Source organism: Streptomyces sp. NPDC030143, assembly GCF_055573695.1.
Genome location: NZ_JBVIAY010000005.1, coordinates 31,139 through 56,907, shown reverse-complemented (window position 1 = coordinate 56,907; position 25,769 = coordinate 31,139). Strand labels below are relative to the sequence as shown.

The window sequence follows — 25,769 nt, the reverse complement described above, 5'->3', positions numbered from 1 at the left end:
TTTTCAGGGCCATGCCTCATCACCGCACCCAGGTCGTTTTTGCGCATGACTCTCCGTCGGCGGTCGAGTCTAAGTTCGTCCGGAACAGACGGTCAATGCGTACTCCCCGGGGCGGCGCCCTTCGTCTGGAACTCGACGTGAACCGGCCGGAGGATGGCTCATATGCGCCTAACGGCCCACCAGTTGCACCGGGGTAGCGTTACGTTCACGTACTCGCCAAATCCGTGGGCCGCAACCGGCAGTAAGGACGGCAGTATGCTCACTCTGGGGCTCGGTGGTTCCAACCACGACTTCTCGGCCTGTCTCGTCGAGAACGGCGAGATCGTCGTCGGTATTGAAGAAGAGCGACTGACCCGCCGCAAATACGCGGTGAATGTGAATTCCCTGACGAACGGCTGTTGGCGCTACTGCCTGACGACGCGCGGAGTGCGGCTCTCCGAGGTCGAGGCGATCGTCGCCGACGACACCCTTCTGCCCAGCTGTTATTTCCCGTTCCGCAGCAAAACCACGCTCATCCGCCATCACATGGCGCACGCCGCGAGCGCCTTCCACCCCTCGCCCTTCCCCGAGGCCGCGGTGCTCGTCGTCGACGGGGCCGGCAGCCTGTTCGAGGACCGGGGCGTCGAGACGATGACCCTGTCGGTCGGCAACGGCACGGAGATCACCGAGATCTCCAAGGTGTACGGCACCAACTGGAGCACCGACGGACTGCGCGACACCCGGGTCTACCAGGCCGGTGACAGCGACCACTCGCTGGGCTTCATGTACAAGGCGGTCAGCCGGGCCATCGGCTTCACCCTCTACGAGGAGGGGCCCTGGTACCTGACCGAGGACGGCAAGACGATGGGCCTCGCGCCCTACGGCGGCGACCGCTACAAGACGGAGTTCCGCCGCCATCTCGACCTGCTGCCCGAGGGCCGCTTCTCCCTGCACCTGAAGGACGGCGGGCTGCTGGAGTTCGTCGAGCACGCCCTCGACGGGCTGGAGGGCGACGAGCGCTTCGCGCGGGGTGCCGACCTCGCGTGGGCCGCGCAGGACCTGCTGGAGACCGCCGTCCTGCACGCCGCCGACTGGCTGCACCGCGAGACCGGCCTCACCCGCCTCTGCCTGGCCGGCGGTGTCGTGCTCAACTCGGTCGCGAACGGCAAGATCCTGCGGAACACCCCGTTCACCGAGATCTACGCCCAGCCCGCCGCCGGCGACAACGGCTGCGCGGTCGGCTGCGCCTACTACGGCTACCACGTCCTCGGCGAACGGCCGCGCCCGCGCGGTCCGAAGGCCCCGGCGACGGCTCCGCGTCCCCAGCGCCACACCTACCTCGGCCGCCCGTACGGCACCGAGGAGATCCAGGCCGCGCTGGACGCCTCGGGGCTGCCGTACCGGCGTGTGGCACGGCCGGCCCGCGTGGCGGCCGAACTCCTGCCGCAGGGCGCGCTGATCGGCTGGTTCACCGGCGGTTCCGAGTTCGGGCCGCGCGCCCTGGGACACCGCAGCATCCTCGCCGACCCCCGCCGCGCGGAGATGAAGGACATCCTCAACGCCAAGGTCAAGCACCGCGAGGCGTTCCGGCCGTTCGCCCCGGCCGTCCTGGCCCACCGGGCCGCCGAGTACTTCGAGCTCGACATCGAGTCCCCGTACATGCTGCTCGTCGCCCCGGTGCGCGAGGACAAACGCCGGGAGGTGCCGGCCATCACCCATGTCGACGGCACGGCGCGGGTGCAGACGCTGACCCCGGAGGCGAACGGCAGCTTCTACGAACTGGTGGAGCGGTTCGGGGAGCTCACCTCGGTGCCCGTCGTGCTCAACACCTCCTTCAACGACCGCGGTGAGCCGATCGTGGAGACCCCCGAGCAGGCGCTGGCCTTCTTCGGGCCGAGCCAGCTCGACTATCTGTTCCTGGAGGACTTCGTGGTGGCGCACAGCGTGTCGGACCTCGACACGGTGACGACGGGGGCGGCCGAGTGACCGACGCTCCAAAGATGCGGTACGAGACGTGGCGGGCCCTCGCGCTGTGGGGGGAGGAAGAGGAGGCCGCCGCGCTGGAGGTGATCCGGTCGCGGTCGCTGTTCCGCTACTACGGGCCGGACCTGCGCCACCGGACCGACGCGTTCGAGGCCGCGTTCGGAGAGGTGGCGGGGGTGGCGCACACGGTCGCCGTGTCGTCCGGCACCGCCGCGCTCACCGCCGCGATGATCGGTCTCGGCATCCCGGCCGGCGCGGAGGTGATCGTGCCCGCCGTGACCTTCGTCGGCAGTGTGGGCGCGGTCGTCGCCGCGCGCGGGGTGCCCGTCTTCGCCGAGGTGGACGACTCGCTGACGCTGGACCCCGCCCACCTGGAGGAGGTGGTGAGCGAGCGCACCTGGGGCGTGATGCCGGTCCACCTCAACGGCGTCGCCGCCGACATGGAACCGATCCTCCAGGTCGCGCGCCGGCACGGACTGCGGGTGATCGAGGACGCCGCCCAGGCCGCCGGCGTCTCCTACCGCGGACGGCCCGTCGGCGGTCTCGGCGACGCGGGCGCCTTCAGCTTCCAGCTCGACAAGAACATCACCGCCGGCGAGGGCGGCGCGGTCACCACGACCGACGCCGACGTGTACGACCGGGTGGCCCGGTACCAGGACCAGGGCGGGCAGTTCACCACCTCCAAGGGCGCGACGCGCGGAAGCGCCGACCTGCCGGCGTTCGTCGGCGCCAACCTGCGCATGACCGAGCTGACCGCGGCGCTGCTGTCCGCGCAGCTCCCCCGGCTGCTGCCCATGTGCCGGCGTCTGCGTGACGTGGCGCGGCACGTGCGCGCCGAGACCGCCGATCTGCCGGTCCGCTGGCGCAGGCTGCCCGACGAGGAGGGGTCAGCGGGCGACCTGACGCTGTTCCTCGACTCCCGCCTCCAGGCGCGCGGCTTCGTCGCCGACCTGAACGCGGCCGGCATTCCGGCGCACACCCTGTACCAGGGGCAGCCGGTCACCGCCAACCGGGCCGTGCGGGAGGGGCGTACGCCCTGGGGTGTGGAGTGGGAGCGTCCCCCTCGGTTCCGCGTCAGCGAAGGCCTGCTGGGGCGGTCCGTCACCATCGGGCTGGGCGCCGCCATGACCGACGAGGACGTCGACGCCGTCGTCACCGCCTTCCGCAAGGCCCACCAGGGCATCGACCGAGCCGGCTGAGGGGTCCTTGCACGGTGAGCGCCTGATCGGGCCGCGTGGTCCGGAGCCGTGCATCACAAGGCGCCGGAGAGCCCTGGTAGCTCCGCTACGAGGGCTCTCCGGCAACGCGGCGAGGTGCGGTACCAGACCGCGCGGCCCAGGCGGGTCCACTGCAAGGACCCCTGAACGACCGTCACGCACCACAGGGAGCGACGCACCGACATGACCTTGTACGACATTCCCGTCCGCACGCTCGCCGGGGAACCCGCCGATCTCGGCGTCTACCGGGGCAGGGCGCTGCTCGTGGTCAACGTGGCCTCACAGTGCGGGCGCACCCCGCAGTACGCGGCGCTGGAGGACCTGCACCGGCACTACGGGCCCCGCGGCTTCGCCGTACTGGGCTTCCCCTGCAACCAGTTCGGGCAGCAGGAACCGGGCACGCCCGAGGAGATCCGGGAGTTCTGCGCGACCACGTACGACGTCACCTTCCCTCTTTTCGAGAAGGTCGACGTCAACGGGGAGCACCGGCACCCGGTGTACGCGTTCCTCACCGCCGCCCCCGACGAGCAGGGCGTGGCCCGGGACGTCGAGTGGAACTTCGAGAAGTTCCTCGTCTCCCCCGACGGTCTGGTGGCGCACCGGATCGGTTCCCGCGTCAAGCCGGACGCCCCCGAGGTCGTCGCCCGCATCGAAGCACTGCTGCCCGCCTGAACACCCGCCCCGTCCGGGGCCGTACCGCCGGAGAACACCGCGCACAGCGCACCCGCACGCTCGAGGAGCCGACCCTGCCCGGGACGCACCTCGCCGACGACCCCCACCCGGTCCTGGCCCACCGGGCCTGATGCGGGGGCTGCACCGGTTGCCGGTGCGGTTCGCTTCCGAGGTCCGGTCCGCCCCGCCGCGACGGCGGCAGGCGGCCCGCGCGACGACGCTCGTCCCCGGACCGGTGCGCCGGCCGGAGGGGTGGTGTCATGTCTTCCCGGCCGCGGCGCCGGGCGGCGCGCCCCTCAGGGGTCCTTGCGGACGGTCAGCCGCCACAGCGAGGTCACCTCACGGGAGCGCGCCGCGTGCAGCGGGTCGCTCTCGTCGTCCGCCCGGGGGTGGCGGGGTCTGGCGTCGAGCCGGCCCACCACCTCCAGTCCCGCCCCCGTGAACAGACCGAGCAGGTCCTGCCGCGTGCGCAGTCCGAGATGCTCGGCGAGATCCGACAGGACGAGCCACCCCTCGCCGCCCGGTTCCAGATGTCCGGGCAGTCGCCGCAGGAACTCGCGCAGCATCCGGCTGCCCGGGTCGTAGACCGCGGATTCCAGCGCGGAGGTCGGCTTCGCCGGCAGCCAGGGCGGGTTGCACACCACGAGCGGGGCCCGTCGGCGTGCCGGGAAGAGGTCGGCCTCCACCACCCGCACGCGCGCGGACAGTCCGAGCCGGTCGACGTTGTCCCGGGCGCAGGCCAGCGCACGGGGGTTGAGGTCGGTGGCGACCACCTCGGGCACACCGCGCCGGGCCAGCAGCGCGGCCAGCACTCCGGTGCCGGTCCCGACGTCGAAGGCGACCGCGGGCCCGGGGCGGCCGTCGGGAAGGGGCGCGCGGGCGACCAGGTCGAGGTACTCGCCGCGCACCGGGGAGAAGACGCCGTAGTGGGGATGGATCCGGTCGCCGCCCAGGGCGGGGATCGCGACGCCCTTGTGCCGCCATTCGTGTGCGCCGGTCATGCCGAGCAGGGCGGGCAGGGAGCAGACGAAGGGCCGGTCGAGCGGGCAGCCGGCCTCGGCGCAGGCCACGCGCACGTCGGGGGCGCGGCGCAGGGACAGCACGGCTCCCTCGTCGAGCGGGACGAGGAGGCTGCCGAGGATCTTCGCGCGGAACGCCTGGGCCTGGCGGTGCTGGTTGAAGGCGACGGCGTGGTCGTCCGCGGGGCGGCGGCGCCGGCGGTCGATCCGCCGCCTCAGGGCGGACAGCAGCTGCCGGGCGTTGTGGAAGTCGCCGGACCACAGGATCGCGGTGCCCTCGGCCGCGGTGCGGTAGGCGACGTCGGCCTTCATCCGGTCGTCGGCGACGACGACGCGCCGTGGGGGCGGGGCGCCGTTCTCCGAGTGCCATCGGGCGGTGCGGGTGCGGCCTTCGCCGTCGGTCCAGGTGATCTGCTGCTCTGTGGCCTTCAAAATGTTCTCTGGTTCCCCTCCGTGACGGATCGTCAACGGTAACCGACCGGCCCCGACGCGGACGGCGACGGCGGACGGGCCGCCCACGGCGCGGGTCTGGTCGGCCCGCGCCGCCGAGGCGGGGCCGCCCGCGCGGCCCGGGGCGGAGCCACCGACGGGCCGAGCAGGGCCGCCCGAGCGGCCGGGGTGGAGCCCACCGCGAGGCCGAGGCGGAGCCCACCGCATGGCCGAGGCAGAGCCCACCGCGAGGCCGAGGCAGAGCCCACCGCATGGCCGAGGCGGAGCCACCCGCGTGGCCGAACAGGGCCGACAGTGGCCGGGGTGGAGCCCACCGCGGGGCCGGGGCAGAGCCCACCGCGAGGCCGAGGCGGAGCCACCCGCGTGGCCGAGCAGAGCCGACAGTGGCCGGGGTGGAGCCCACCACGGGGCCGGGGCGGAGCCCACCGGGAGGCCGACCGGCTTCGCGCGGCCCTGGTGTCCGGTGGCCGCTCCGGTCGCCGTCGGCGGCTGCCTCCACAAAGCAGGCGGGCCCTGGCCGCCCCGTGAAACACCTCGGCGGGCGGGAGCCCGTGGCAACCGCCCGCCCCGTAAGCGTTTCTCAGGCCGCCGCCTCCTCCGCGGCTACCTCGGCACCCTCCTCGGCACCCTCCTCCGCACCCTCCTCCGGTCGGTGGAACTGGGTGCGGTGCAGCTGGGCGTAGCGGCCCTGCGCCTCCAGCAGCTGCTCGTGCGTCCCGCGCTCCACGATGCGGCCGGACTCGACGACCAGGATCTGGTCGGCGGTCCGCACGGTGGACAGACGGTGGGCGATGACGATCGCGGTGCGGCCCGCGAGGGCCTCGGTGAGGGCTTCCTGCACGGCCGCCTCGGAGGTGTTGTCGAGGTGGGCGGTGGCCTCGTCGAGGATGACGACGCGCTGACGGGCCAGGAGCAGCCGCGCGATCGTCATGCGCTGACGCTCGCCGCCCGAGAGGCGGTAACCGCGTTCGCCGACCACCGTGTCGAGGCCGTCGGGCAGCGAGCGGACCAGGTCCTCGAGGCGGGCGCGGCGCAGGGCGTCCCACAGGGCGTCCTCGTCGGCGTCCGGGGCGGCGAGCAGCAGGTTGGCGCGGACGGTGTCGTGGAAGAGGTGACCGTCCTGGGTGACCATGCCGAGCGTCTCCCGCAGGGACCGCGCGCTCAGGTCGCGCACGTCGACCCCGCCGAGGCGGACCGCGCCGGCGTCGACGTCGTACAGGCGGGGCAGCAGCTGGGCGATCGTGGACTTGCCGGCGCCGGAGGAGCCGACGAGGGCGATCGTCTGGCCGGGTTCGGCGCGGAAGGACAGGCCGTGCAGGACCTCGGCGCCGCCGCGGGTGTCGAGGGACGCGACCTCCTCCAGGGAGGCGAGGGAGACCTTGTCGGCGGAGGGGTAGGCGAAGCGGACGTCGTCGAACTCGACGGAGACGGGCCCCTCGGGCACCGCACGGGCGTCCGGTTTCTCCTCGATGAGCGGCTTCAGGTCGAGCACCTCGAAGACGCGCTCGAAGCTGACCAGGGCGCTCATCACCTCCACCCGCGCCCCGGCGAGCGCGGTGAGCGGCGCGTACAGGCGGGTCAGCAGCAGCGCGAGGGCGACGACGGCGCCGGGGTCGAGGGCACCGTCCAGGGCGAGCCGGCCCCCGAGGCCGTAGACGAGGGCCAGGGCCAGGGCGGAGACGAGGGTGAGGGAGGTGATGAAGACCGACTGGGCGGTCGCCGTGCGCACGCCGATGTCGCGGACGCGGTCGGCGCGGGCCGCGAACTCCGCCGACTCCTGCTCGGGGCGGCCGAACAGCTTGACCAGCGTGGCGCCGGGCGCGGAGAACCGTTCGGTCATGCGGGTGCCCATCGCGGCGTTGAGCGCGGCCGCCTCCCGCTGCATGTCCGCCATGCGCCGGCCCATCCGCCGGGCGGGCACCACGAACACCGGCAGCAGGGCCAGCGCGAGCAGGGTGACCTGCCAGGACAGGGTGAGCATGACGGCGAGGGTGAGCAGCAGGGTGACCAGGTTGCTGACCACCCCGGACAGCGTGTTGCTGAACGCGCGCTGGGCGCCGATCACGTCGTTGTTGAGCCGGGAGACGAGCGCGCCCGTACGGGTCCGGGTGAAGAAGGCGACCGGCATCCGCTGCACGTGGTCGAACACGGCCGTGCGCAGATCGAGGATGAGCCCCTCCCCCAGCGTCGCCGAGAGTCTTCTGCCCAGGATGCCGAGCGCCGCCTCCAGCACCGCGATGAGCGCGATCAGCAGCGCCAGCCGGACGACGGTGGCGGAGTCGCCGTCCGTCACGATCGCGTCGACGACCCGTCCGGCGAGCACCGGCGTCGCGACGGCGAGCAGCGCCGTCACCGTCCCGAGGAGCACGAACAAGGCGATGCGGCGGCGGTGCGGACGGGCGAACGCGCCGATGCGGCGCAGGGTGCGGCGGTTGAAGGGACGGCGTTCGTGCCGGGCGTTCATGACGCTGTACAACTGCGTCCAGGCGGTGGTCTCCATGCTCATGAGAAGGACGTTAGAACCTCGAGCATCCTTGAGGTCAACAGTCAACAGTCAAGCAGGACGACGTCTGCTCCCCCGCCGCCGTCCACGCCGGCGTCATTCCTCGTTGAGGTGACTCGGACAGCCTGTGCGGACGTGAGCGTGCCGTCCCCGCCCCGAGGGCTCCTTCCCCGGGCCCCGTCCCCCGAGGACCGTCCCCGCCGGCGTCTGCCGGTGCGCCGGGTGCTGTGTCTGCTTCCGCTCGTCCTCGTGTCGGTCGTCGCGGTACGGCACCGCGACGTCCTGGTCGAGGGCCTCGGGCAGGTGCGCACCGCCGAGTGGCCCTGGCTGCTGGCCGCGGCCGGGGCGACGTGTCTGACGTGGGTGGCGGCGGCCGTCACCCGGCAGGGCGCCGTCGTGCAACGGCTGCCCCGGTGGCGGCTGCTGGCCGCGCAGTTCGCGGCGGGCGCCGCCAACCACCTGCTGCCGACGGGCCTCGGCGCGAGCGCGGTCAACCTGCGGTTCATGACGGTGTGCGGCGTGCCGGCGGCCCGCTCGTCGGCGGCCCTCGCCCTGTACCTGCTGGCGGAGGGCGTCGCCCGGGTGGGCCTGCTGGCCGTGCTGCTGGCCGTCTTCCCCGGCGCGCTGCGGCTCGGCACGCTGCTGCCCGACGCGGCGCTCGGCCCGCTCCTGGCCGCCGTCGGCGCGGCCGTGCTGCTGCCGGCGGCCGTGCTGCTCCTCGTAGGGCGGGCGCGGTCGGCGGTGGGCTCGTTCCTGCGCGCCGCGCTCGGTGAGGCCCGCTCGGTGCACACCCGTCCGGCGCGGGTGCTGGCGCTGTGGGGCGGTTCGCTGGCGTTCCCGGTGCTGCAGGCGGCCGGGCTGGCCGCGGTGGGGCGGGCGCTGGGGCTGCCGGTGCCCCCGGCGCACATGGCCGTCGCGTACCTGGCGGCCACGGTGGCGGTCGCGCTGGTGCCGACGCCGGGCGGGATCGGCTCGGTGGAGGCGGCGCTGACCGTGGCGCTGGTGGCGGCGGGCGGCCCGGTGGCGCCGGTCACGGCCGTCGTCCTCGCCTACCGCGTCATCACGGTGTGGCTGCCCCTGCTGCCGGGGGCGCTGACCCTGGGGGCGCTGGTGCGGCTGAAGGTGATCTGAGCCCGTACGCTCGGGCTGTCACGGACGCACACACGTTCGGGGGGACGGCATCAGGGGGGATCATGACGGCACGCGACGCGGTGCCCGGGCTGGCCGGCAACCCGTCGGCGCCGGCCGAGGTGCTGCTGCGGCTGCTCGGTCTGGAGTACGACTGGACGGTCGTGACCCGGCTGACCTGGCGCCGCTCGGTACCGGACGAGGTGGCCGAGGCCATGCTCTCCCACCCCGACCGCAGGGTGCGGTCGGCGCTCGCGGAGAGCGCGAACGCCGACCCGGAGCTGCGGGCCAGGCTGCTGGACGGTCCGGAGTCCGACGCCGTCCTGGTCGCCGTCGGACCCCGTCCCTTCGGCACGACGGCGCCGCCGCTGCCGGACGCGGCGTACGCGCGGCTGCTCCGCCACGACAGGGCCGTCGTGCGGTACGAGACGGTCGACGCGCCGTCCACGCCCGCCCATGTGGTGGCGCCCCTGGCGACGCACGAGGACCCCTTCTTCCGGCTGGCGGCCTGCCGCCGCTTCTGGGGCGAACTGTCGCCCCGGGTCCGCGAGGCGCTCCTGGACGATCCGCATCCGCAGGTCCGCACCACGGCCGCGCTCCAGGTGATGGAGGGGGACGGGGAGCGCACCGCCTGGCTGGTCGAGTCGGGGGCGGCCGGCGTCCGGCTCGGGGACGTCCTCGCCCACGGCAGGCTGGAGCGTTCCCTGGCCGAGCGGCTGCTGGCCGAGGGCACCCTCCTGCCCCGACTCGTCGGCAACCCCTCCTTCCCCGCCGACCTCGCGGCCCGTCTCGCCGGCCACGAGGACCCCGCCGTCCGTCTCGCGGTCTCCGCCCGCCCGGAGCTCACCGAGCGGGAGCGGGCGGCGATCGACTGGACCGTGGGGGCCGAGGACCGGCTGGAGACCCTGCTGTGGGTCTGGTGGGCCCGGGACGACGAGGAGGCGCTGCGCCGTTGTGCGCGCTCGGCGCACCCGTGGCTGCGGCGCAGCGCCGCGGTGTGCCCGGGGCTGCCCGACGACTGCGTGGAACTCCTCGCGGACGACGAGGACTTCGCCGTGCGGCTGCTGCTCGCCGAGCGACATCCGAAGGCGCCGCCGGAGCTGCTGCTCGACCTGTACCTGCACGGCACGCACCGGGCCGTCGGCATGCTGACCACCCGGCCGGGTTTCCCCTCGGCCGGGCTCGCGGCCCGGTTCGCCGGCTCGCCGCGGGCCGAGGAGCGCGTCCTGGCCCTGCGTGATCCCGGGGCGACGCCCGCCCTCGTGGAACGGCTGAGCCGGGACGCCGCGGCGCGGGTGCGCTCGGCGGCGGCCGCCGATCCGCGCCTGCCGGTGCCCCGGCTGCTGGAGCTGCTCGAGGATCGCGAGGTCGGCAGTTCGGCGGCGGCCAACCCGGCGCTGCCGGCCGCCGCGATGTCGGCCCTGCTGGACCGGGCCGGTGTCCCCCGCCGAGCGGCGCGCCGCCCGGCCGAGGACCGACCCTCCGCAGGTCGCCCGGTACGAACCGCCGTTCCGGATACGGCAGGATGAGCGGTCGCGTCCGTGTGCGTGCGGGCGCGCTGGCACTTCCCGGAATCTTCGAGCAGGTGACAACGTGACGAGACTTCACATCCGGCCGTCGGCGGCCCCGTTTGCCGCGGATCGTCTTCCCGGAGGTGACCGGTGAACCGCGCACTGACCCTGGACGACGTCGTCCTCGCCGGGATCGCCCTGGTTACCGGACTGTTGGTGGCGTTCCTGTCGCGGACGCTGCTGCGCTGGCTGGCCAAGCACGCCAAGCGCACCCGCTGGAACGGCGACGACGTCATCGTGAACGCACTGCGCTCGGTGGTGCCGTGGGCGGCGATCGCGGGCGGCACGGCGGCCGCGGCGGCGCTGTTGCCGCTGAACCGGGCGGTCCAGCACACCGTCAACCAGAGCCTGACGGTGCTGCTGATCTTCGTGGCGACACTGTCGGCGGCCCGGGTGGTCGCCGGACTGGTACAGACCGTCACCCACTCCCGCTCGGGTGTCGCCGGGTCCGCCACGATCTTCGTCAACATCACCCGGGTCCTGGTCCTGGCCATCGGCTTCCTGGTGGCGTTGCAGAGCCTGGGCATCTCCATAGCGCCGATGCTCACCGCGCTGGGCGTGGGCGGTCTGGCCGTCGCGCTGGCCCTCCAGGACACCCTCGCCAACCTCTTCGCGGGCATCCACATCCTCGCGTCCAAGACCGTCCAGCCCGGCGACTACATCAAGCTGAGCAGCGGCGAGGAGGGTTACGTCGAGGACATCAACTGGCGCCAGACGACGGTCCGCAACCTCTCCAACAACCTGGTCGTCATCCCCAACGGGCAGCTCGCCAAGACGAACATGACCAACTTCATGCGTCCCGAGCAGCAGTTGACGATCATGGTGCAGGTCGGGGTGGCCTACGACAGCGACCTGGAGCACGTCGAGCGGGTGACGACGGAGGTCGTCACCGAGGTGATGACGGAGATCACCGGCGCGGTCCCCGACCACGAGCCGGCGGTGCGCTTCCACACCTTCGGCGACTCCCGGATCGGGTTCACCGTGATCCTCGGGGTGGGCGAGTTCAGCGACCAGTACCGGATCAAGCACGAGTTCATCAAGCGCCTGCACCGCCGCTACCTCGACGAGGGCATCCGCATCCCGGCGCCGACGCGGACGGTGGCGTTGCAGCAGGGCGCGGTGGTCATCCCGCAGCAGCGCACGGCCGGCGACGTCCTGCGGGACGGACCGGCCGCCCTGCACGACTGACGGTTCGGGGCGTCGCGGAGTCGCCCTGTCCCCCGCCCGGCCGGGCGGGCGGGGGCGGGGCCGGTGGACGTCGCCGCTCCCGGAGGCCGGGGGTCTCGCGGGGCGGGGGTCGCGTGGGCGGCAGGTGCGGCGGTCAGGTTCGTGGCAGTGCCGAGCGGGGGGACCGCGGGGGCCGTCACTCCGGTGCGATCCCAGGGTCGGTTTCCGGTCGGTTTCAGGTCGGCTTTCGCCCGGCGGCCGGAGGGTCGGACCGGGCACGGGGGCAGGGGGCGCCCCGTCGCGTGGCGCCGCGCTGAGCTCTGCGGCGCACGGTGGGCGCCGTATCGCACTGCGGGTGCCGTATCGCACTGCGGGCGCTGTGGGAGTTGTGGGCGCTCGCCGGCCCCGACCACCGGATCGAACGGTCCGGTGGCCCCGGAGGCGGATGTTCCGCGCCCGCCCTGCACGTCTGTGCGATCCGCTGTCGAGTCGGGGTCCGTCACGAGATATCTTGATGTCGAGCAATGTTGCAGACGTGGAGCGGAGCACCCGGTGACTGACTCGACCATCATCTACACGCACACTGACGAGGCCCCGGCCCTGGCGACGTATTCCTTCCTGCCGGTGGTCCGGGCGTACGCCTCGCAGGCCGGTGTCTCCGTGGAGACCCGGGACATCTCGCTGGCCGGGCGCATCATCGCGGTGTTCCCGGAGTACCTCACCGAGGACCAGCGCATCCCGGACGCGCTGAGCGAGCTCGGCGAGCTGGCCAAGACGCCCGCCGCGAACATCATCAAGCTGCCGAACATCTCGGCGTCGATCCCGCAGCTCAAGGCCGCGATCGCCGAGCTGCAGGCGCAGGGCTACGCGCTGCCGAACTACCCGGACGACCCGAAGACCGACGAGGAGCGGGAGATCCAGGCCCGCTACGACAAGGTCAAGGGCTCCGCCGTGAACCCGGTCCTGCGCGAGGGCAACTCCGACCGCCGCGCCCCCGCGTCGGTGAAGAACTACGCCAAGACCCACCCGCACCGCATGGGCGCCTGGTCGGCCGACTCCAAGACCGACGTGGCGACCATGGGGCAGAACGACTTCCGCTCCACCGAGAAGTCCGTCGTGATCTCCGAGGCCGGCGCGCTGAGGATCGAGCTGGTCGCCGAGGACGGTTCCACCACGGTCCTGCGCGAGTCGGTACCGGTCCTCGAGGGCGAGGTCGTCGACGCGTCCGTGCTGCACGTGGCCGCCCTGCGCGAGTTCCTCACCGCGCAGATCGCCAAGGCCAAGGCCGAGGGCGTGCTGTTCTCGGTGCACCTCAAGGCCACCATGATGAAGGTCTCCGACCCGATCATCTTCGGTCACGTGGTGCGCGCCTTCTTCCCGAAGACGTTCGAGCGGTACGGCGCGACGCTCGCGGCCGCCGGCCTGTCCCCGAACGACGGTCTGGGCGGCATCCTCAAGGGCCTGGAGTCCCTGCCCGAGGGCGAGGCGATCAAGGCCTCCTTCGACGCCGAGCTCGCCGAGGGTCCGGCCCTGGCGATGGTCGACTCGGACAAGGGCATCACCAACCTGCACGTGCCGTCCGACGTCATCGTCGACGCCTCGATGCCGGCCATGATCCGCACCTCCGGCCACATGTGGGGCCCGGACGGCCAGGAGGCCGACACCCTCGCGGTGCTGCCGGACTCCTCCTACTCCGGCGTCTACCGGGCCGTGATCGAGGACTGCAAGGCCAACGGCGCCTACGACCCGTCGACCATGGGTTCCGTGCCGAACGTCGGCCTGATGGCGCAGAAGGCCGAGGAGTACGGCTCCCACGACAAGACCTTCGAGGTCAAGGCCGCCGGGACGGTCCGCCTGGTCGACCAGGCCGGCACCGTGCTCATCGAGCAGGAGGTCGCCGAGGGCGACATCTTCCGCGCCTGCCAGACCAAGGACGCGCCGATCAAGGACTGGGTGAAGCTGGCCGTCACCCGCGCCCGCGCCACCGGCGACCCGGCCGTCTTCTGGCTGGACGAGACCCGCGCCCACGACGCCAACCTGATCGCCAAGGTCAACGCGTACCTGCCGGAGCACGACACCGAGGGCCTGGACATCCGCATCCTCGCCCCGGTCGAGGCGACCAAGCTGTCGGTGGAGCGCATCCGCCGCGGCGAGAACACCATCTCGGTCACCGGCAACGTGCTGCGCGACTACCTGACCGACCTGTTCCCGATCCTGGAGCTGGGCACCAGCGCCAAGATGCTGTCGGTCGTCCCGCTGATGGCGGGCGGCGGCCTGTTCGAGACGGGCGCCGGCGGCTCCGCGCCGAAGCACGTCCAGCAGCTGGTCAAGGAGAACTACCTGCGCTGGGACTCCCTCGGTGAGTTCTTCGCGCTCGTCCCCTCCTTCGAGCAGTGCGCCGAGGCCACGGGCAACACCCGCGCCAAGGTCCTCGCCGACACCCTCGACCGCGCCACGGCGACCTTCCTCAACGAGGACAAGTCCCCGACCCGTCGCGTCGGCGGCATCGACAACCGCGGAAGCCACTTCTACCTGTCCCTGTACTGGGCGCAGGAGCTGGCCGCGCAGACCGAGGACGCCGACCTGGCCAAGGCCTTCGGCCCGCTCGCGGAGACCCTCGCCGCGAACGAGCGGAAGATCGTCGACGAGCTGATCGCCGTCCAGGGCAAGCCGGCCGACATCGGCGGCTACTACCAGCCCGACCCGGCCAAGGCCGCCACGGTCATGCGCCCGTCGGCCACCTGGAACGAGGCTCTGGCCACCCTGAGCTGACCCCGGAGGCCCACTGGCCGGCCCCGCCGGCCCACGGGTCCTCGCTCCCCCTCCGCCCCGCCCGGCGCGCACCGGCCGGGGCGGAGCTGTCCGCGTCCCCACCCGAGGAGCTGCCGCATGCCCGTCGCCGCGCCGTCCTTCTCCCTCCTGGCCGGAGCCGCCGCCTCGCCGGTGGTGCTGCACGTGCCGCACTCCGCACGGGAGATACCCGCTGCCGTGCGGGCGGGCATCGTGCTGGACGACGGGGCACTGGAACGGGAGCTGGACCACATCACCGACGCGCACACCGCGGAGATCGCCGAGGCAGCCGCGGAGTCGGCGGGAGTGACGCCGTGGCGGTTCGTCAACCTGCTGTCGCGGCTGGTCGTGGACCCGGAGCGGTTCCCGGACGAGCGGGAGGAGATGCTCGCGGTGGGGATGGGCGCCGTCTACACGCGGACCACGCACCGGGAGGCGCTGCGGGCCGCGGACGTCGACCCCGAGCCGCTGGTGGCGCGCTACTTCCGGCCGTACGCGCGCGCCATGGCCGACGCCGTGGCCGAGCGGCTGGCGGTCGCAGGACGGGCCGTGATCGTCGACGTGCACTCCTACCCCACCGCACGGCTGCCCTACGAGCTGCACGGCGAGGGGCCCCGGCCGGCGGTGTGCCTGGGCACCGACGCCTTCCACACGCCGCCCGAGCTGCTCGACGCCGCGCGCGAGGCGTTCGCGGACATCGGGGAGACGGGACGGGACAGCCCGTTCGGCGGGACGTACGTCCCGCTGGAGTACCACGGGAGGGACCCGCGCGTGTCCGCGCTGATGGTGGAGATCCGGCGGGACACCTACATGAGCGAGCCGGGCGGCCCCGCCGGGGCGGGCCTGCCCCGGCTCGGCGCGGCGCTGGCGCGGCTCGTGGACGCCGTCTCCGGCTGACGCCCGGGACGGCTCAGGCGCGCAGCCACTCCGTCACGACCACCTCGCCGCCGGCGCGCAGGCGCAGCGCGAAGGGTCCGGCGGGCGGGGCGTCGCCGGCGAAGCGGCCCAGGGCGTCGGCGATGAGCGTGGTGCCCGCCCGGGGGCCGTCGAGGACCTCGATCGACGCGGCCTGCGGCGGCAGCAGCTGCCCCATCAGCCCCTGGGTGGTCACCTCGACGTCGACGGTGAGCCCGCCGCCGTGGAAGGTGAGCATCCGCGGCACGTCCACCGCGCCCCTGACCGGGATGGCGTCGACGAGCGAGTCGAAGGTCAGCTCGGCGATCCTCGCGTCGAGGTCGTGCAGCGCGTACGCCTCGACGGCGAGCTGCCGCAGCCCGGCCGGCACCGGGTCCAGGATGGCCGCGGCCCCGCGCAGCTCCTCCTCCAGGCTGCCGTGGTCGAACTCCTCGTCGTGGAAGGCGTTCCCGTCGGGATACCCGTCGTCCGCGCCGTTGCCGTCGAGGCCGTCCTCGTCGTAGGCGCCGTCGTGGTCGTCCATGGCGTTCACAGTGCTCCCCGTGCGTCGAGTCGGGCCCGCAGGCGGCGCAGGCATCGCTGGCGCATCGGTCCGATGCTGCCCACCGCGATGCCCAGGGCGGCCGACACCTCCTGGTAACTGGGCGGCGGCGAGGAGATCAGCACCCGCAGCAGCTGCCGGCAGCGCTCACCGAGCGCCTCGAACTCCTGCCAGAGGTGGCGGACGCGCTCGCTCTGCGCGGCCGCCTCCTCCGAGTCCAGCACCGACTGCTCCGGCGTACGGTCCTCGCTGACGCGGTCGAGCAGCTGCGGATCGTCCGTGGGGGTGAGCCGGCGCAGGCTCTTGATGACTTTCAGGCACTCGTTGCGCGCGGTGCTCGCCAGCCAGGATCCCGCCTTGTCGGGCTCACGGATCCGGCCGAGGTGCTGGGCGAAGCGGAACCACACCGTCTGGTACACCTCGTGCCCGTCGGCCTCGGAGAGCCGGTGCGCGCGCACGACGGACCACACCAGCGGGCTCAGCCCTTCGACCAGCGCCTTCCAGGCCGCCGTGTCACCGTCGACGGCGGACCGGACGAGCACGCCGACTTCACTACGGTCCACGGTCCCACCCCTCGTGTACGGCATGTCATCGTACGCCGTGGCGGGTGCGGCTCCGGACCTCACGGGCGGCCTCACGCCGAAGGGGCGAACCGGTCGACCGGGACCGGACGCCAGGTCGGCGGCAGCAGGGCCGGCACGTGGTGGCCGCGCACCTCGGCGAGCTCGGCGTCGTCGGCGAGGAGTCGGCGGGCGGCGGCGCGCGGGTCGCGCTCCCCGAGCGCCGTCATGCGGGCGGCGACCAGACCGGCGACGAGGGGCGTCGCGAAGGAGGTGCCGCTCCAGGAGGCGAGCCCCTCGAACATCACCTGGTCCGGCTTGCCCGCGCCGGACACCCGCGCCTCGGTCAGCACCCCGGTGTGGCGCGGCGACCGGCAGGTGCAGGGGTAGGTGAAACCGTAGCGGCAGTCGTCGTAGGTGGAGTGCTGGTAGACGTACGGGACGGGGGTGTCGAAGCCGGTGAGGGCGCTGGTGAGGCGCTCGCCGGGGGCGAAGACCCGCACCCAGGGGCCGTGGTTGCTGAAGCAGGCGCCGAACTCGCCGTCCCCGCGCAGCGCCCCGACCGACAGGACGGCGTCGGCGTACTCGGGCTGGGCGGCGTAGGCGGCGGGCCAGAAGGGCATCGCGCTCGCGTTGTTGCCGGCGGCGGCGACCAACAGGGTGTGCCGGGCGCTCAGTTCCTCCATGAACGCGGCCACGCCGAGCAGTCCGTCGACGCGGCCGTTGGAGGTGCCCGCGGACAGGCTGATGATGTCGGGCCAGCCGTCCTGCTCGACCGCCTCGAAGAGCTTGTCGCCGAAGTCGTACTCCATGATGGCGCCCGCGTCGTTGAGGGTCCCCCGGACGGTGACGTCGGTGTTGGGGGCGACGGCGGCGACGAGTCCGGCGATGAACGTGCCGTGGCCGACGTACTGCCGCAGGACGCCCCGGTCGTCGGTCTCCTCGGTCTGCGTGTCGCCGTCGGTGTGGGCGAGCGGCGGGTAGGAGCGGTAGTCGTGGGTCAGTCCGGTGTCGATGACGAGGACGCCCACCGCGTCGGCGTCGTGGGGCGCGTCGGCGGCCGACGGGTTGGGCTGCTCGCTGCGCGGGGCCGGCACGGGCTCGTCGCCGGGGCAGGCGTTGACGGCGATGTGCACCACGTGGTTGCGGCTGACCAGCCGGCGGCCGGCGCGCTCCTCGGCGCCGCGCAGGGCGCGCAGGGCACCCGCGACCGTGCGGTCGGCGCCGGGCTCCCCCTGCCCGGGATCGCCGACCCGGATGCGGGTGATGCCGGAGCGGTTGGTCTGCGGGCCCGCCCGGCGCACATGGTCCGGGACCAGGCCCTCGGTGGCGGTGAAGTGACTGCGGACGGTGTCCTCGACGACCCGGGCCTCCTCGCCGTCGCGGGCGAGGACGACGCCCTTCTCGTAGATGAACTCGGCGGAGTCGTCCGGGCCCATGGCCAGCGGGATGTCGGGCAGCGCGCGTCGGATGTGGTCGAACTGCTCGTGGAATCGCTGTGGTGGTGCCATGGCGTGTCCTCCCCTGAGACCGTCGGTCGTCAGTCAGAGCCGCGAGACCGTCGTCTGATACAGGTGGTGCGACGAGCGGGACGGGTGGCGCGGTTGCGTCCACCCGCCCGCCGCGTGCGCAGCCGGGCGGGCACCCCCGTCGACGTCGCGCGCCGTCTCTCGACGTCACGCGCTGCTGCGCCGTGGCGTCACCTCGCCCGGCCTCGCCCCACCTCGGGACGACGTCGCCCCGCCCCGGGATGACGTCGCCTCCCTCGGCGGGGCGTCGCCACGCGTTGACGCGACGTCCGACAAAAGCGACGTGATCCGGTTCCGGCTCTGTGTGCCGTGCAACCGGGCCACTACCATCCGTGGGGTGACCGCGGGAAACGACACGGTTCTCGAACTGCTGCCGATGGTGTTCGCCGCCCCCAACGACGCGCTGGCGCGGGCGGAGGAGCTGCTCGACACCGATCCGACGCCGTTGCACGCCTCCGTCGCCCACCAGGTGATCGGCATCTGGCAGCGGGACTGGGGTGACATGCGCCTGGCCCTGGACCATCTGCGCCGGGCCCGCGAGTTCGCCGCGCGCGCCGACTCCGCCGAGCGGGAGGCGGACGTCCTCGCCACGCTCGGGGTGGCGCTGGTGCACGCGGGCCGCACCCGGCAGGGCCTGGCCGCCTTCGAGCGGGGCGTCGAGCGCGGCACGGGCCACACCCGCGCGCGCGTGCTGTACCGGCGGGCCTACTCCTGGTGGGTGCTGGGACACCATCGCGAGGCGCTGGAGGACGTGCGCAGGGCGATACCGGTGCTGCGGCAGGCCGAGGACGTCATCTGGACGGCCCGGGCCCTCACCCTGCGGGCCACCGTGCACCTGGCGCTCGGCGCGGTGGACCGCGCGGAGGCGGACTTCACGGCGGCCGAGGCGCTGTGGGACACCACCGGGCAGGAGCACGACAAGGCGGACGCGGTGGAGAGCCGGGGGCTGGCCGCGTTCCGCTCGGGGGACGTCCCGGCGGCGCTGCGCCTGCTGGACGAGGCCGAGGAGCGCTACGCCAAGCTGGGCACGCCCACCTTCATGCTGAACATCCGGCGCTGCGAGGTGCTGATGGCGGCCGGGCTGGCGCCGGAGGCGCTGGCCGAGGCGGACGCGGCGACCGGCGTGCTGGACGGGATCGGCGGACAGTCGACCCGTAAGGCGGAGCTGCTGCTGGCCGCTGCGAAGGCCGCCCGGCTGGCGGGCGACGCGGGGACCGCGATCGCGCGGGCGGCCGTGGCGGTGCGGCTCTTCGCCGGGCAGCGGCGTACCTGGTGGGAGGCGCACGCCCAACTGGTGCTGATCGAGGCGCGGGTGGCCGCCGGGCGCGGTTCGGGGCGGCTGGTCGCCGACGCCGTCCGGGTCGCGGAGCGGCTGTCGGCGTTCGAGGCGCCCGCCGCGCCCGAGGCGTGGCTGCTGGCCGGGCGGATCGCGCTGGACCTGGACTGGACGACGGACGCCGAACGCTACCTGGCGGTCGCCGCCCGCAGTCGGCGCAGCGGGCCGCCGCTGGCCCGGATGACGGGCTGGGCGGCGCAGGCGTTGTGGGCGCGGGCCACCGGGTCGGGGCGCGGGGTGCTGGAGGCCTGCCGGCGCGGCCTGGACGTCCTCGACGACCACCGGACGACGCTCGGGGCCTCGGAGCTGCGGGCCCGGGCCACCGCGCAGGGCGCCGAACTCGCCGCGCTGGCACAGCAGGTCAGCCTGGAGCGGGGCGGCCCGCGGCAGTTGCTGGTGTGGAGCGAACGCTGGCGGGCCACGGTGCTGTCGGCGCCGCCGACCCGGCCGCCGGCGGACCCGGCGCTGCTGAGCGGGCTGACGGCGTTCCGGGAGATCGCGGCGCGTGCCGAGGGCGCGCGACGGGACGGCCGGCCGGTGCCGGCCCTGGAGCGCGAGCAGCGCCGTCTGGAGCGGGAGATCCGTTCCCGCACGCTGCACATCCGCGGGGACGCGCCCGGCGACGGTCACCGCTTCGACGTGGGCCGGCTGCTGGAGCGGCTCGGCGAGGGGCGGCTGGTGGAACTGGCCGTCCTGGACGGGCGGGTGCAGGTGCTGCTGTGCGGGGGCGGGCGGGTGCGGCGCTTCACGGGCGGTCCGCTCGACGAGGCCGAGCGGGAGGCCGAGCACGTGCAGGCCGCGCTGCGGCGGCTCGCCCACCCCAGGGCGGAGGGCCGGCTGCCGGTGGTGGAGGCCATGGGGCGGCGTCTGGAGGAGTTGCTCCTGGGCGGCGCGGCCGGCCAGTTGGGCTCCGGTCCGGTGGTCGTCGTGCCGCCGGCCCGGCTGCACCGCGTGCCCTGGGCGCTGCTTCCGTCGCTGCGCGATCGGGTGCTCAGCGTGTCGCCGTCGGCGAGCAGTTGGCTGCGCGCCCGGGAGACCGAGCCGCCGCCGGGCGGCCGGCACGTGCTGGTGCGGGGGCCGGACCTGGCGACCGGCGGCGCGGAGGTGCCGGACGTGGCGGGCCGCTACGGCAGTGCGACGGTGCTGGAGCAGGCGGACGCGCGGGTGCCGCGGGTGCTGGAGGAGCTGGACGGGGCCGCCCTCGCCCATATCGCCGCGCACGGCACCTTCCGCGCCGACAGCCCGATGTTCTCGTCCCTGCTGATGGCTGACGGCCCGCTGATCGTCCACGACTTCGAGCGTCTCGCCCGCAGCCCCTACCGGATCATCCTCTCCAGCTGCGACACGGCGCGGCTCGCCTCGGTCGGCGCCGACGAGCTCCTCGGCCTGGTCACGGCGTTGCTGCCGCTGGGCACGGCGGGAGTGGTGGCGAGCAGCGCGCCGGTCAACGACGAGGCGGTGGTCGCGCTGATGCTGGCCCTGCACAAGGGCGTCAGCGCCGGCCTGTCGCTGGCGGAGGCCCTGCGCGACGCGCGGACCGCGCTGCCGGGAGACGCCCCGCACCAGGCGACGGGATGGGCGTTCACCGCCTTCGGGCCTGCGTGAACACCCGTGCCGGTCAGGCGGGCCGGGCGGCGGGCGGCTCCGTCAGCCACGGCAGGGCGCCCCGGTGGCTCGTGCCCAGGCGGGTGTAGGCGCCGTAGAGGTGGTTGCCGACCGTGCGGACGGACAGGGTGAGCCGCTCGGCGATCTGACGGTTGCTCAGTCCGGCCGCCGCCAGGGTGACGATCTGCCGTTGCCGGGCGGTGAGTTCGCCCAGGGCGAGACCGGACAGGGCCGGGGTGCGGGCGTCGGGGCAGCGGCGGGCCAGGGCGGCGGCGCGGGTGCGGGCGGTGCGGGCCGCGCCGGCGTCGCGGTGGGCGCCCACCGCCTGGGCGTACGCCTCCGCGGCGAACAGCAGGAAGCCGCGTTCCTCCAGTTCGGCGGCGACCCGGTCCAGGGTGGGTCCGTCGCCGCGGGCGAGCGCGTCGGCGTGCCGGGCGAAGACGGCCGCGGGCAGCGGCAGCCGGGCGGCCCTCTCGGGGGCGCCGAGGCGTACGGCGTCGTAGGCGGCGTACGGGTCGGCCGGGTCGAGGGCCGCCAGGGCGGTGTCGAGGTGACCCCGGGCGGCGGCGGACCAGGGGGTGGCCGGTGTCGTGACGTGCGGTGGGGGCGTCTGCCCGGACTGGGCGGCGGCCAGCGCGAGTTCGCGGTGGCAGGCGCGGTCGTGCGGGGCGTTCGCGAGGCCCTCGCGCGCCCAGGCCGCCGCCTCCCGCAGTGCTCCCCGCAGCCGGACGAACCGGGCGCGGACGGCCGCGTAGCCGGGCGGGACCGCGAGGCCCTCGGCGACCAGCCACTCCCCCACCGGTGCGGGCGTCGGGCGGACGTCGGCCCGGTCGATGCGGCGGACCAGCGCGGCCGCCTCCGCGTCGAGGGCCGGCCCGTGCGGCGCCCGTGTGCCGGTGAGCCGGCGTGCCCGCAGCCGGCCCGCCGCGGCGCGCAGCACCGGGCCGTGCAGGGGGTGCGCGAGACGGACGGTGGTGCCGTCGTCGGCGTGGACCAGACCGTCCGCCTCCAGGCGTTCGAGGATCCGCAGGTCCAGGTCGTCGACGGGGAGCGGCAGCGGCTCGGCGAAGGCGAGGCGGTCGAGGGTCTCGCGTTCGTCGGGGCAGGGCCGGGCGAGGACGGACGCCGTCCGGTCCCGCAGGGCCGCGGTGACCGGGACCGGACCGCGCCAGGTCCACTCGCCGCTGTCGGGGGCCCGGGTGAGCAGGTGTCGGGCGCGCAGCGCGTCCAGCAGGTCGCGCAGGAGGCGCAGGTCGCCCCCGGACAGGCGGTGCAGACGGTCGGCGGTGAGGGGCTCCGGTGGGCCGCCGGCGACGGCGGTGAGGAGCCGGACCGTCTCCTCGCGGGACAGCGGCTCGAGGGCGAGGCGGGGCAGGAGGTCCCCCGTCCACAGGCGGGTCACGGCGCCGGGTGCGGGCGTGCCGTCGGCGGCGAGCACCAGCAGCCGGGTGCGGCCCTGCACGGCCAGGTGGTGGACCAGGGCGGCGGAGGCGTCGTCGAGCAGGTGCGCGTCGTCGACCAGCAGCAGCCGTACGCCGGTCATGAGGTGGACCGCGCGGTGCAGGGTGACGTCCTCGGGCAGCAGGTGGGCGAACGGGACGCCTTGGGTCTCCGGGGTGCCGGCGACCCGGGCGCAGTCCGTGCCGCGCACCGCCTCCGCGGCCAGGCGGGTGCGGCCGCAGCCCGCCGGACCCGTCACCACGAGACCGGGCCGGCCGGCCGCCGACGCCCGGCGGACCAGGTCGAGCTCCTCGTCGCGGCCGGTGAACGGCCAGGGCAGGGAGCGGGGTGGCTGGAGGATCCGGGCGTCGCGCAACGATTCCGCCCCGTCGACCGGCCCGTCGGTCCGCACACCGGTCCTCGCCTCGATCGGCGCATCGGTCGTCCTGCCGACCGGCACATCGGTCGTCCTGCCGACCGGCACATCGGTCGTCCTGCCGATCGGCACATCGGTCGTCCTGCCGACCGCCGCGGCGGCCGTCACGCCGGCCGCCGCATCGGTGGCCACACGCGTCCTCGCATCGGCCGTCACACCGGTCGCCGCATCGGCCGTCACACCCGTCCTCGCATCGGTCGTCACATCAGAGGGAGTCGGTGTACTCAGGTCTGATACAGGGCGACTTGAGTAGGGCCCGACTCAGGCCCCGGGACGGTGTCGCGGGGCAGCCTGGAGTCCATGACGGCCCGTTACTGCTCGCTCGCGCAGCAGCCGGCCCCCGTGTTCGCCCCGGGGCTGGCCGCCGAGCGGCTGGGCGCGCTCATGAGCGGACGCCGGATGTGGGTCAACGGCACGGTGCTGCACTACTACCTGTTCGACGGCGAGGCCGACGGATCGGTGATCCCCCTGCCGGGCTCCGGCGGGACCCGGTGGGTGTCGTGGGCCGGCTCGCAGGAGCAGCGGGACGTGGTGCGCGACTGCTTCCGCGAGTGGCGGGACCTCGGCATCGGGATCACGTTCACCGAGGTCGCCGACCGTTCGGAGGCCGAGCTGCGCATCGGCTTCCAGCAGGGCGACGGGTCCTGGTCGGCGGTGGGCCGTGACGCGCTGCGGGCCGGTCGGAACGAGCGCACCATGAACCTCGGCTGGGACCTGACCGTGCCCGGGGAGCGTGCGACGGCCCTGCACGAGATCGGGCACTCGCTCGGCATGCAGCACGAGCACCAGAGCCCGTTCGCCGGGATCCACTGGGACGACGAGGCGGTGTACGCCGATCTGGCGGGCCCTCCGAACTTCTGGAGCCGGGACCGCACGTACTTCAACATCCTGCGCAAGCTCGACCCGGCCGAGGTCAACGGGTCGGTGTGGGACCCGCAGTCCGTCATGGAGTACCCGTTCCCGGCGGGGCTGATCCTGGAGCCGGAGCAGTTCCGCGGGGGCGTGCACCCGCCGGGGACGCTGTCGCCGATGGACAAGGAGTTCGTGCTGCGCTGGTACCCGCCCCCGGCCGCGTCCCGGCCGCCGGCGCTGGTGCCGTTCCGGTCGGCGCCGCTGGCGCTGGGGCCGGGGGAGCAGGCCGACTTCACCGTCGAACCGCCGGAGACGCGCCGGTACACGCTGGGCACCTTCGGGGCGGGCGACTCGGTCGTGGTGGTCTTCGAGGAGCGGGACGGCGAACCCCGCTTCCTCGCCGGCCACGACGACGGGGGCGCTCCGCACAACGCCACCATCACCGCACGGCTCGTCAAGGGCCGCCGCTACGTCGTCCGCGTCCGCCTGTACTCGGGCTGGGGCTCGGGCGAGACGGCGGTCATGTGCTGGTGAGGTGAGGGCACGGGCCGCACGGGCCCTCACGGACCGCAGTCCGGCGCCGGGGGACGGGCCGGGGAACGCCACCCGCTCGGGGGAGGGGTGGCGCTCCCCGGTCCCACGGGCCACCGCCCCGCGCCAACCCGGTCGATCGTGGGTGATCGCCGGGGACGTCACGGCGTCCCGGCGAGGGGTCGGCGGTTGAGGGGTCCTTGCAGATGAGCGCCTGGTCAGGCCGTGTGGCCCGGTGCCGTGCATCGCAAGGCGCCGGGCCACGCGGCTCGGGCATCGTGCAAGGACCCCTGAGGCCGCGAGTCGACGCGGGTGCCCGGACGGTGTCGACGGTGGTCCGGTGCGGGACCGGGTCAGGGGCGTCCGAGCTGCGGCCGGGTGCCCGGGGCGGGGGTGCAGTGGGCGGCCCAATCCAGAATCCGGACGGCTGCTCCGGCGGCCTCCAGACCCAGACAGCGGGCGTGGTGGCGGCGGTCGATGCCGTCGAGGTCGAGGTGGGGGCCGAACGCCGGGTGGGCGGTGAGGCGACGGGCGTGGGCCCACAGCGCCGGATGGCCGGCGACGCGGTGCACGGCGGCTGCGTCGAGGTGGTGGCGGTGCACGGTGTCGAGCTGCACCAGCGCTACCCACAACGCGACGTCCGCGGCGGTGAGCTGATCCCCCATCAGGAACGGTTCCGCCCGGAGGCCGCGGTCCAGCACCCCGAGCGCGGTGAGCAGGACGTCGAGGGCGGCCGCGCGTTCCGCCGCGTCGGCCCCGGCCGTCCCCGCACGCTGTGCCGCCTCCGCGATGCCCTGGACGCACATCCGCTCGACGGCCTCGATCCGGGACTCGGCGCCGCGCGGGTACAGCGCGGGCCGGCCGCCGCCGAAGTGCCGGGCGAGGTCGCGGGCGATGTCGGGGCCGTGGGTGGAGACGATGCGCCCCGACCAGTCGTCGCTGAGCACCGGCCCGAGGGCGGGTCCGGTGTAGCGGTGGGCGCTGGCGTCGTAGAGCGGACGCAGTGCCGTGTGGCCGCCGTCCGGACGGTCCGGGACGGCGGGCAGGACGGTCACCGGGCAGACCCGTTCCAGGCCGAGCAGGCTGTGGGTGACGGCGATGCGCAGCCCGTCGGGGTCGGCGGGCGACAGGTGGAGGCGGTAGCGGCGCGGCACGGCGTAGTGGCCGCTGCGCGCGTCGCGGCCGATCCGGCCCCGGAAGGCGGGTGCGGGGCGGACGGACGGGTGGGCGGCCGACGGTGTGACGGACATGACTCTCCCCGGGGCGGTGCGCGGACGGACGCGCGGCGGACGCGACGTCGGACGGCAGGCGTGGCTCATCCGCGCGCCGGGCGGGGCTGCCGGTGGGACACCGCCAGCGCGATCCGCCCGCACGGGGACGGCCGTTCAGCCGCGCGGGCGGATCGCGCTGGCGACGCGCAGCAGATCGATGTGGCGGCGGGAGGTGAGGAGCGGCGGCGACCACACCGTGCCGCTCGCGCGGCTGGTGACCGGCTCAAGGCGCCCCATGTTTCCCTACCCGTTCACTAGGATTCCCGCCACCGAG

Annotated in this window: 18 protein-coding genes; 10 read left to right on the top strand and 8 right to left on the bottom strand. The window is 74.4% G+C overall.

Annotation, left to right across the window (positions count from 1 at the left end; all coding sequences use genetic code 11):
• Positions 1–255 precede the first annotated feature (255 nt).
• The 3 genes from ACZ4YY_RS10850 (at position 256) to ACZ4YY_RS10840 (ending at position 3,851) form a co-directional block, all read left to right on the top strand.
• Entirely contained in the window at positions 256–1,965 is a 1,710-nt protein-coding gene (locus ACZ4YY_RS10850; protein WP_468286753.1) for a carbamoyltransferase family protein, read from the top strand.
• A gap of 14 nt (positions 1,966–1,979) precedes the next feature.
• A complete protein-coding gene (locus ACZ4YY_RS10845) occupies positions 1,980–3,161 on the top strand; it encodes a DegT/DnrJ/EryC1/StrS family aminotransferase (RefSeq protein WP_468286750.1) in 1,182 nt (393 codons plus the stop codon).
• A 201-nt stretch (positions 3,162–3,362) separates the two neighbouring features.
• The gene (locus ACZ4YY_RS10840) at positions 3,363–3,851 is read left to right on the top strand and encodes a glutathione peroxidase (protein ID WP_468286747.1); all 489 of its coding nucleotides are present in this window, start codon (positions 3,363–3,365) and stop codon (positions 3,849–3,851) included.
• A gap of 296 nt (positions 3,852–4,147) precedes the next feature.
• On the opposite strand, the gene ACZ4YY_RS10835 is transcribed toward ACZ4YY_RS10840, so the two are convergent.
• Positions 4,148–5,302, bottom strand: coding sequence for a methyltransferase (locus ACZ4YY_RS10835; RefSeq protein ID WP_468286742.1), 1,155 nt, complete (start codon positions 5,300–5,302; stop codon positions 4,148–4,150).
• Positions 5,303–5,900: 598 nt separating this feature from the next.
• Complete coding sequence (locus ACZ4YY_RS10830) at positions 5,901–7,826, bottom strand: ABC transporter ATP-binding protein (RefSeq protein ID WP_468286739.1); 1,926 nt, start codon at positions 7,824–7,826, stop codon at positions 5,901–5,903.
• A 204-nt stretch (positions 7,827–8,030) separates the two neighbouring features.
• Here ACZ4YY_RS10830 and ACZ4YY_RS10825 point away from each other — a divergent pair, with 204 nt between their 5' ends.
• From ACZ4YY_RS10825 to ACZ4YY_RS10805, 5 genes are all read left to right on the top strand, one after another.
• Positions 8,031–8,954 (top strand): lysylphosphatidylglycerol synthase transmembrane domain-containing protein, encoded by a 924-nt coding sequence (locus ACZ4YY_RS10825; protein ID WP_468287689.1) that lies wholly within the window; start codon positions 8,031–8,033, stop codon positions 8,952–8,954.
• A 62-nt stretch (positions 8,955–9,016) separates the two neighbouring features.
• The gene (locus ACZ4YY_RS10820) at positions 9,017–10,480 is read left to right on the top strand and encodes a hypothetical protein (RefSeq protein WP_468286735.1); all 1,464 of its coding nucleotides are present in this window, start codon (positions 9,017–9,019) and stop codon (positions 10,478–10,480) included.
• Between the two features lie 132 nt (positions 10,481–10,612).
• On the top strand, positions 10,613–11,710 hold the full coding sequence (locus ACZ4YY_RS10815; RefSeq protein ID WP_468286732.1) for a mechanosensitive ion channel family protein: 1,098 nt from the start codon (positions 10,613–10,615) through the stop codon (positions 11,708–11,710).
• Positions 11,711–12,241: 531 nt separating this feature from the next.
• Entirely contained in the window at positions 12,242–14,461 is a 2,220-nt protein-coding gene (locus ACZ4YY_RS10810; RefSeq protein WP_468286727.1) for an NADP-dependent isocitrate dehydrogenase, read from the top strand.
• Between the two features lie 117 nt (positions 14,462–14,578).
• Positions 14,579–15,376: an N-formylglutamate amidohydrolase gene (locus ACZ4YY_RS10805; RefSeq protein ID WP_468286722.1), complete on the top strand. Its 798-nt coding sequence runs from the start codon at positions 14,579–14,581 to the stop codon at positions 15,374–15,376.
• A 13-nt stretch (positions 15,377–15,389) separates the two neighbouring features.
• Here ACZ4YY_RS10805 and ACZ4YY_RS10800 read toward each other — a convergent pair whose 3' ends face one another.
• Genes ACZ4YY_RS10800 through ACZ4YY_RS10790 form a run of 3 tightly spaced genes read right to left on the bottom strand, consistent with a single transcriptional unit; the run spans position 15,390 to position 18,006 of the window.
• Positions 15,390–15,917: a hypothetical protein gene (locus ACZ4YY_RS10800; protein ID WP_468286718.1), complete on the bottom strand. Its 528-nt coding sequence runs from the start codon at positions 15,915–15,917 to the stop codon at positions 15,390–15,392.
• A gap of 5 nt (positions 15,918–15,922) precedes the next feature.
• On the bottom strand, positions 15,923–16,522 hold the full coding sequence (locus ACZ4YY_RS10795; RefSeq protein ID WP_468286714.1) for an RNA polymerase sigma factor: 600 nt from the start codon (positions 16,520–16,522) through the stop codon (positions 15,923–15,925).
• A 47-nt stretch (positions 16,523–16,569) separates the two neighbouring features.
• A complete protein-coding gene (locus ACZ4YY_RS10790) occupies positions 16,570–18,006 on the bottom strand; it encodes a S8/S53 family peptidase (RefSeq protein ID WP_468286709.1) in 1,437 nt (478 codons plus the stop codon).
• 394 nt (positions 18,007–18,400) lie between these two features.
• On the opposite strand from ACZ4YY_RS10790, the gene ACZ4YY_RS10785 reads away from it, so the two are divergent.
• Complete coding sequence (locus ACZ4YY_RS10785; protein WP_468287686.1) at positions 18,401–20,965, top strand: CHAT domain-containing protein; 2,565 nt, start codon at positions 18,401–18,403, stop codon at positions 20,963–20,965.
• Positions 20,966–20,978: 13 nt separating this feature from the next.
• Here ACZ4YY_RS10785 and ACZ4YY_RS10780 read toward each other — a convergent pair whose 3' ends face one another.
• Entirely contained in the window at positions 20,979–22,781 is a 1,803-nt protein-coding gene (locus tag ACZ4YY_RS10780) for a LuxR family transcriptional regulator AbsR2 (RefSeq protein ID WP_468287683.1), read from the bottom strand.
• A gap of 360 nt (positions 22,782–23,141) precedes the next feature.
• Between ACZ4YY_RS10780 and absR1 the strand changes: the two genes are divergently transcribed.
• Positions 23,142–24,227 carry a beta-glucuronidase AbsR1 gene (gene absR1 / locus ACZ4YY_RS10775; protein ID WP_468286706.1) on the top strand — a complete coding sequence of 362 codons (1,086 nt, stop codon included), beginning with the start codon at positions 23,142–23,144 and terminating at the stop codon, positions 24,225–24,227.
• 350 nt (positions 24,228–24,577) lie between these two features.
• On the opposite strand, the gene ACZ4YY_RS10770 is transcribed toward absR1, so the two are convergent.
• Positions 24,578–25,474 (bottom strand): glutathione S-transferase C-terminal domain-containing protein, encoded by an 897-nt coding sequence (locus ACZ4YY_RS10770; RefSeq protein WP_468286703.1) that lies wholly within the window; start codon positions 25,472–25,474, stop codon positions 24,578–24,580.
• A 135-nt stretch (positions 25,475–25,609) separates the two neighbouring features.
• Positions 25,610–25,732, bottom strand: coding sequence for a putative leader peptide (locus ACZ4YY_RS10765; protein ID WP_468286700.1), 123 nt, complete (start codon positions 25,730–25,732; stop codon positions 25,610–25,612).
• Positions 25,733–25,769: the final 37 nt, after the last annotated feature.

What these genes read in the sequence shown, in the direction of transcription:
- ACZ4YY_RS10850 (WP_468286753.1), top strand. Translation starts at nt 256, where the DNA reads ATGCTCACTCTGGGGCTCGGTGGTTCCAACCACGACTTCTCGGCCTGT.
- ACZ4YY_RS10845 (WP_468286750.1), top strand. Translation starts at nt 1,980, where the DNA reads ATGCGGTACGAGACGTGGCGGGCCCTCGCGCTGTGGGGGGAGGAAGAG.
- ACZ4YY_RS10840 (WP_468286747.1), top strand. Translation starts at nt 3,363, where the DNA reads ATGACCTTGTACGACATTCCCGTCCGCACGCTCGCCGGGGAACCCGCC.
- ACZ4YY_RS10830 (WP_468286739.1), bottom strand. Translation starts at nt 7,826, where the DNA reads ATGAGCATGGAGACCACCGCCTGGACGCAGTTGTACAGCGTCATGAAC.
- ACZ4YY_RS10820 (WP_468286735.1), top strand. Translation starts at nt 9,017, where the DNA reads ATGACGGCACGCGACGCGGTGCCCGGGCTGGCCGGCAACCCGTCGGCG.
- ACZ4YY_RS10805 (WP_468286722.1), top strand. Translation starts at nt 14,579, where the DNA reads ATGCCCGTCGCCGCGCCGTCCTTCTCCCTCCTGGCCGGAGCCGCCGCC.
- ACZ4YY_RS10800 (WP_468286718.1), bottom strand. Translation starts at nt 15,917, where the DNA reads ATGGACGACCACGACGGCGCCTACGACGAGGACGGCCTCGACGGCAAC.
- ACZ4YY_RS10795 (WP_468286714.1), bottom strand. Translation starts at nt 16,522, where the DNA reads ATGCCGTACACGAGGGGTGGGACCGTGGACCGTAGTGAAGTCGGCGTG.
- ACZ4YY_RS10790 (WP_468286709.1), bottom strand. Translation starts at nt 18,006, where the DNA reads ATGGCACCACCACAGCGATTCCACGAGCAGTTCGACCACATCCGACGC.
- ACZ4YY_RS10785 (WP_468287686.1), top strand. Translation starts at nt 18,401, where the DNA reads ATGGTGTTCGCCGCCCCCAACGACGCGCTGGCGCGGGCGGAGGAGCTG.
- absR1 (WP_468286706.1), top strand. Translation starts at nt 23,142, where the DNA reads ATGACGGCCCGTTACTGCTCGCTCGCGCAGCAGCCGGCCCCCGTGTTC.
- ACZ4YY_RS10770 (WP_468286703.1), bottom strand. Translation starts at nt 25,474, where the DNA reads ATGTCCGTCACACCGTCGGCCGCCCACCCGTCCGTCCGCCCCGCACCC.
- ACZ4YY_RS10765 (WP_468286700.1), bottom strand. Translation starts at nt 25,732, where the DNA reads ATGGGGCGCCTTGAGCCGGTCACCAGCCGCGCGAGCGGCACGGTGTGG.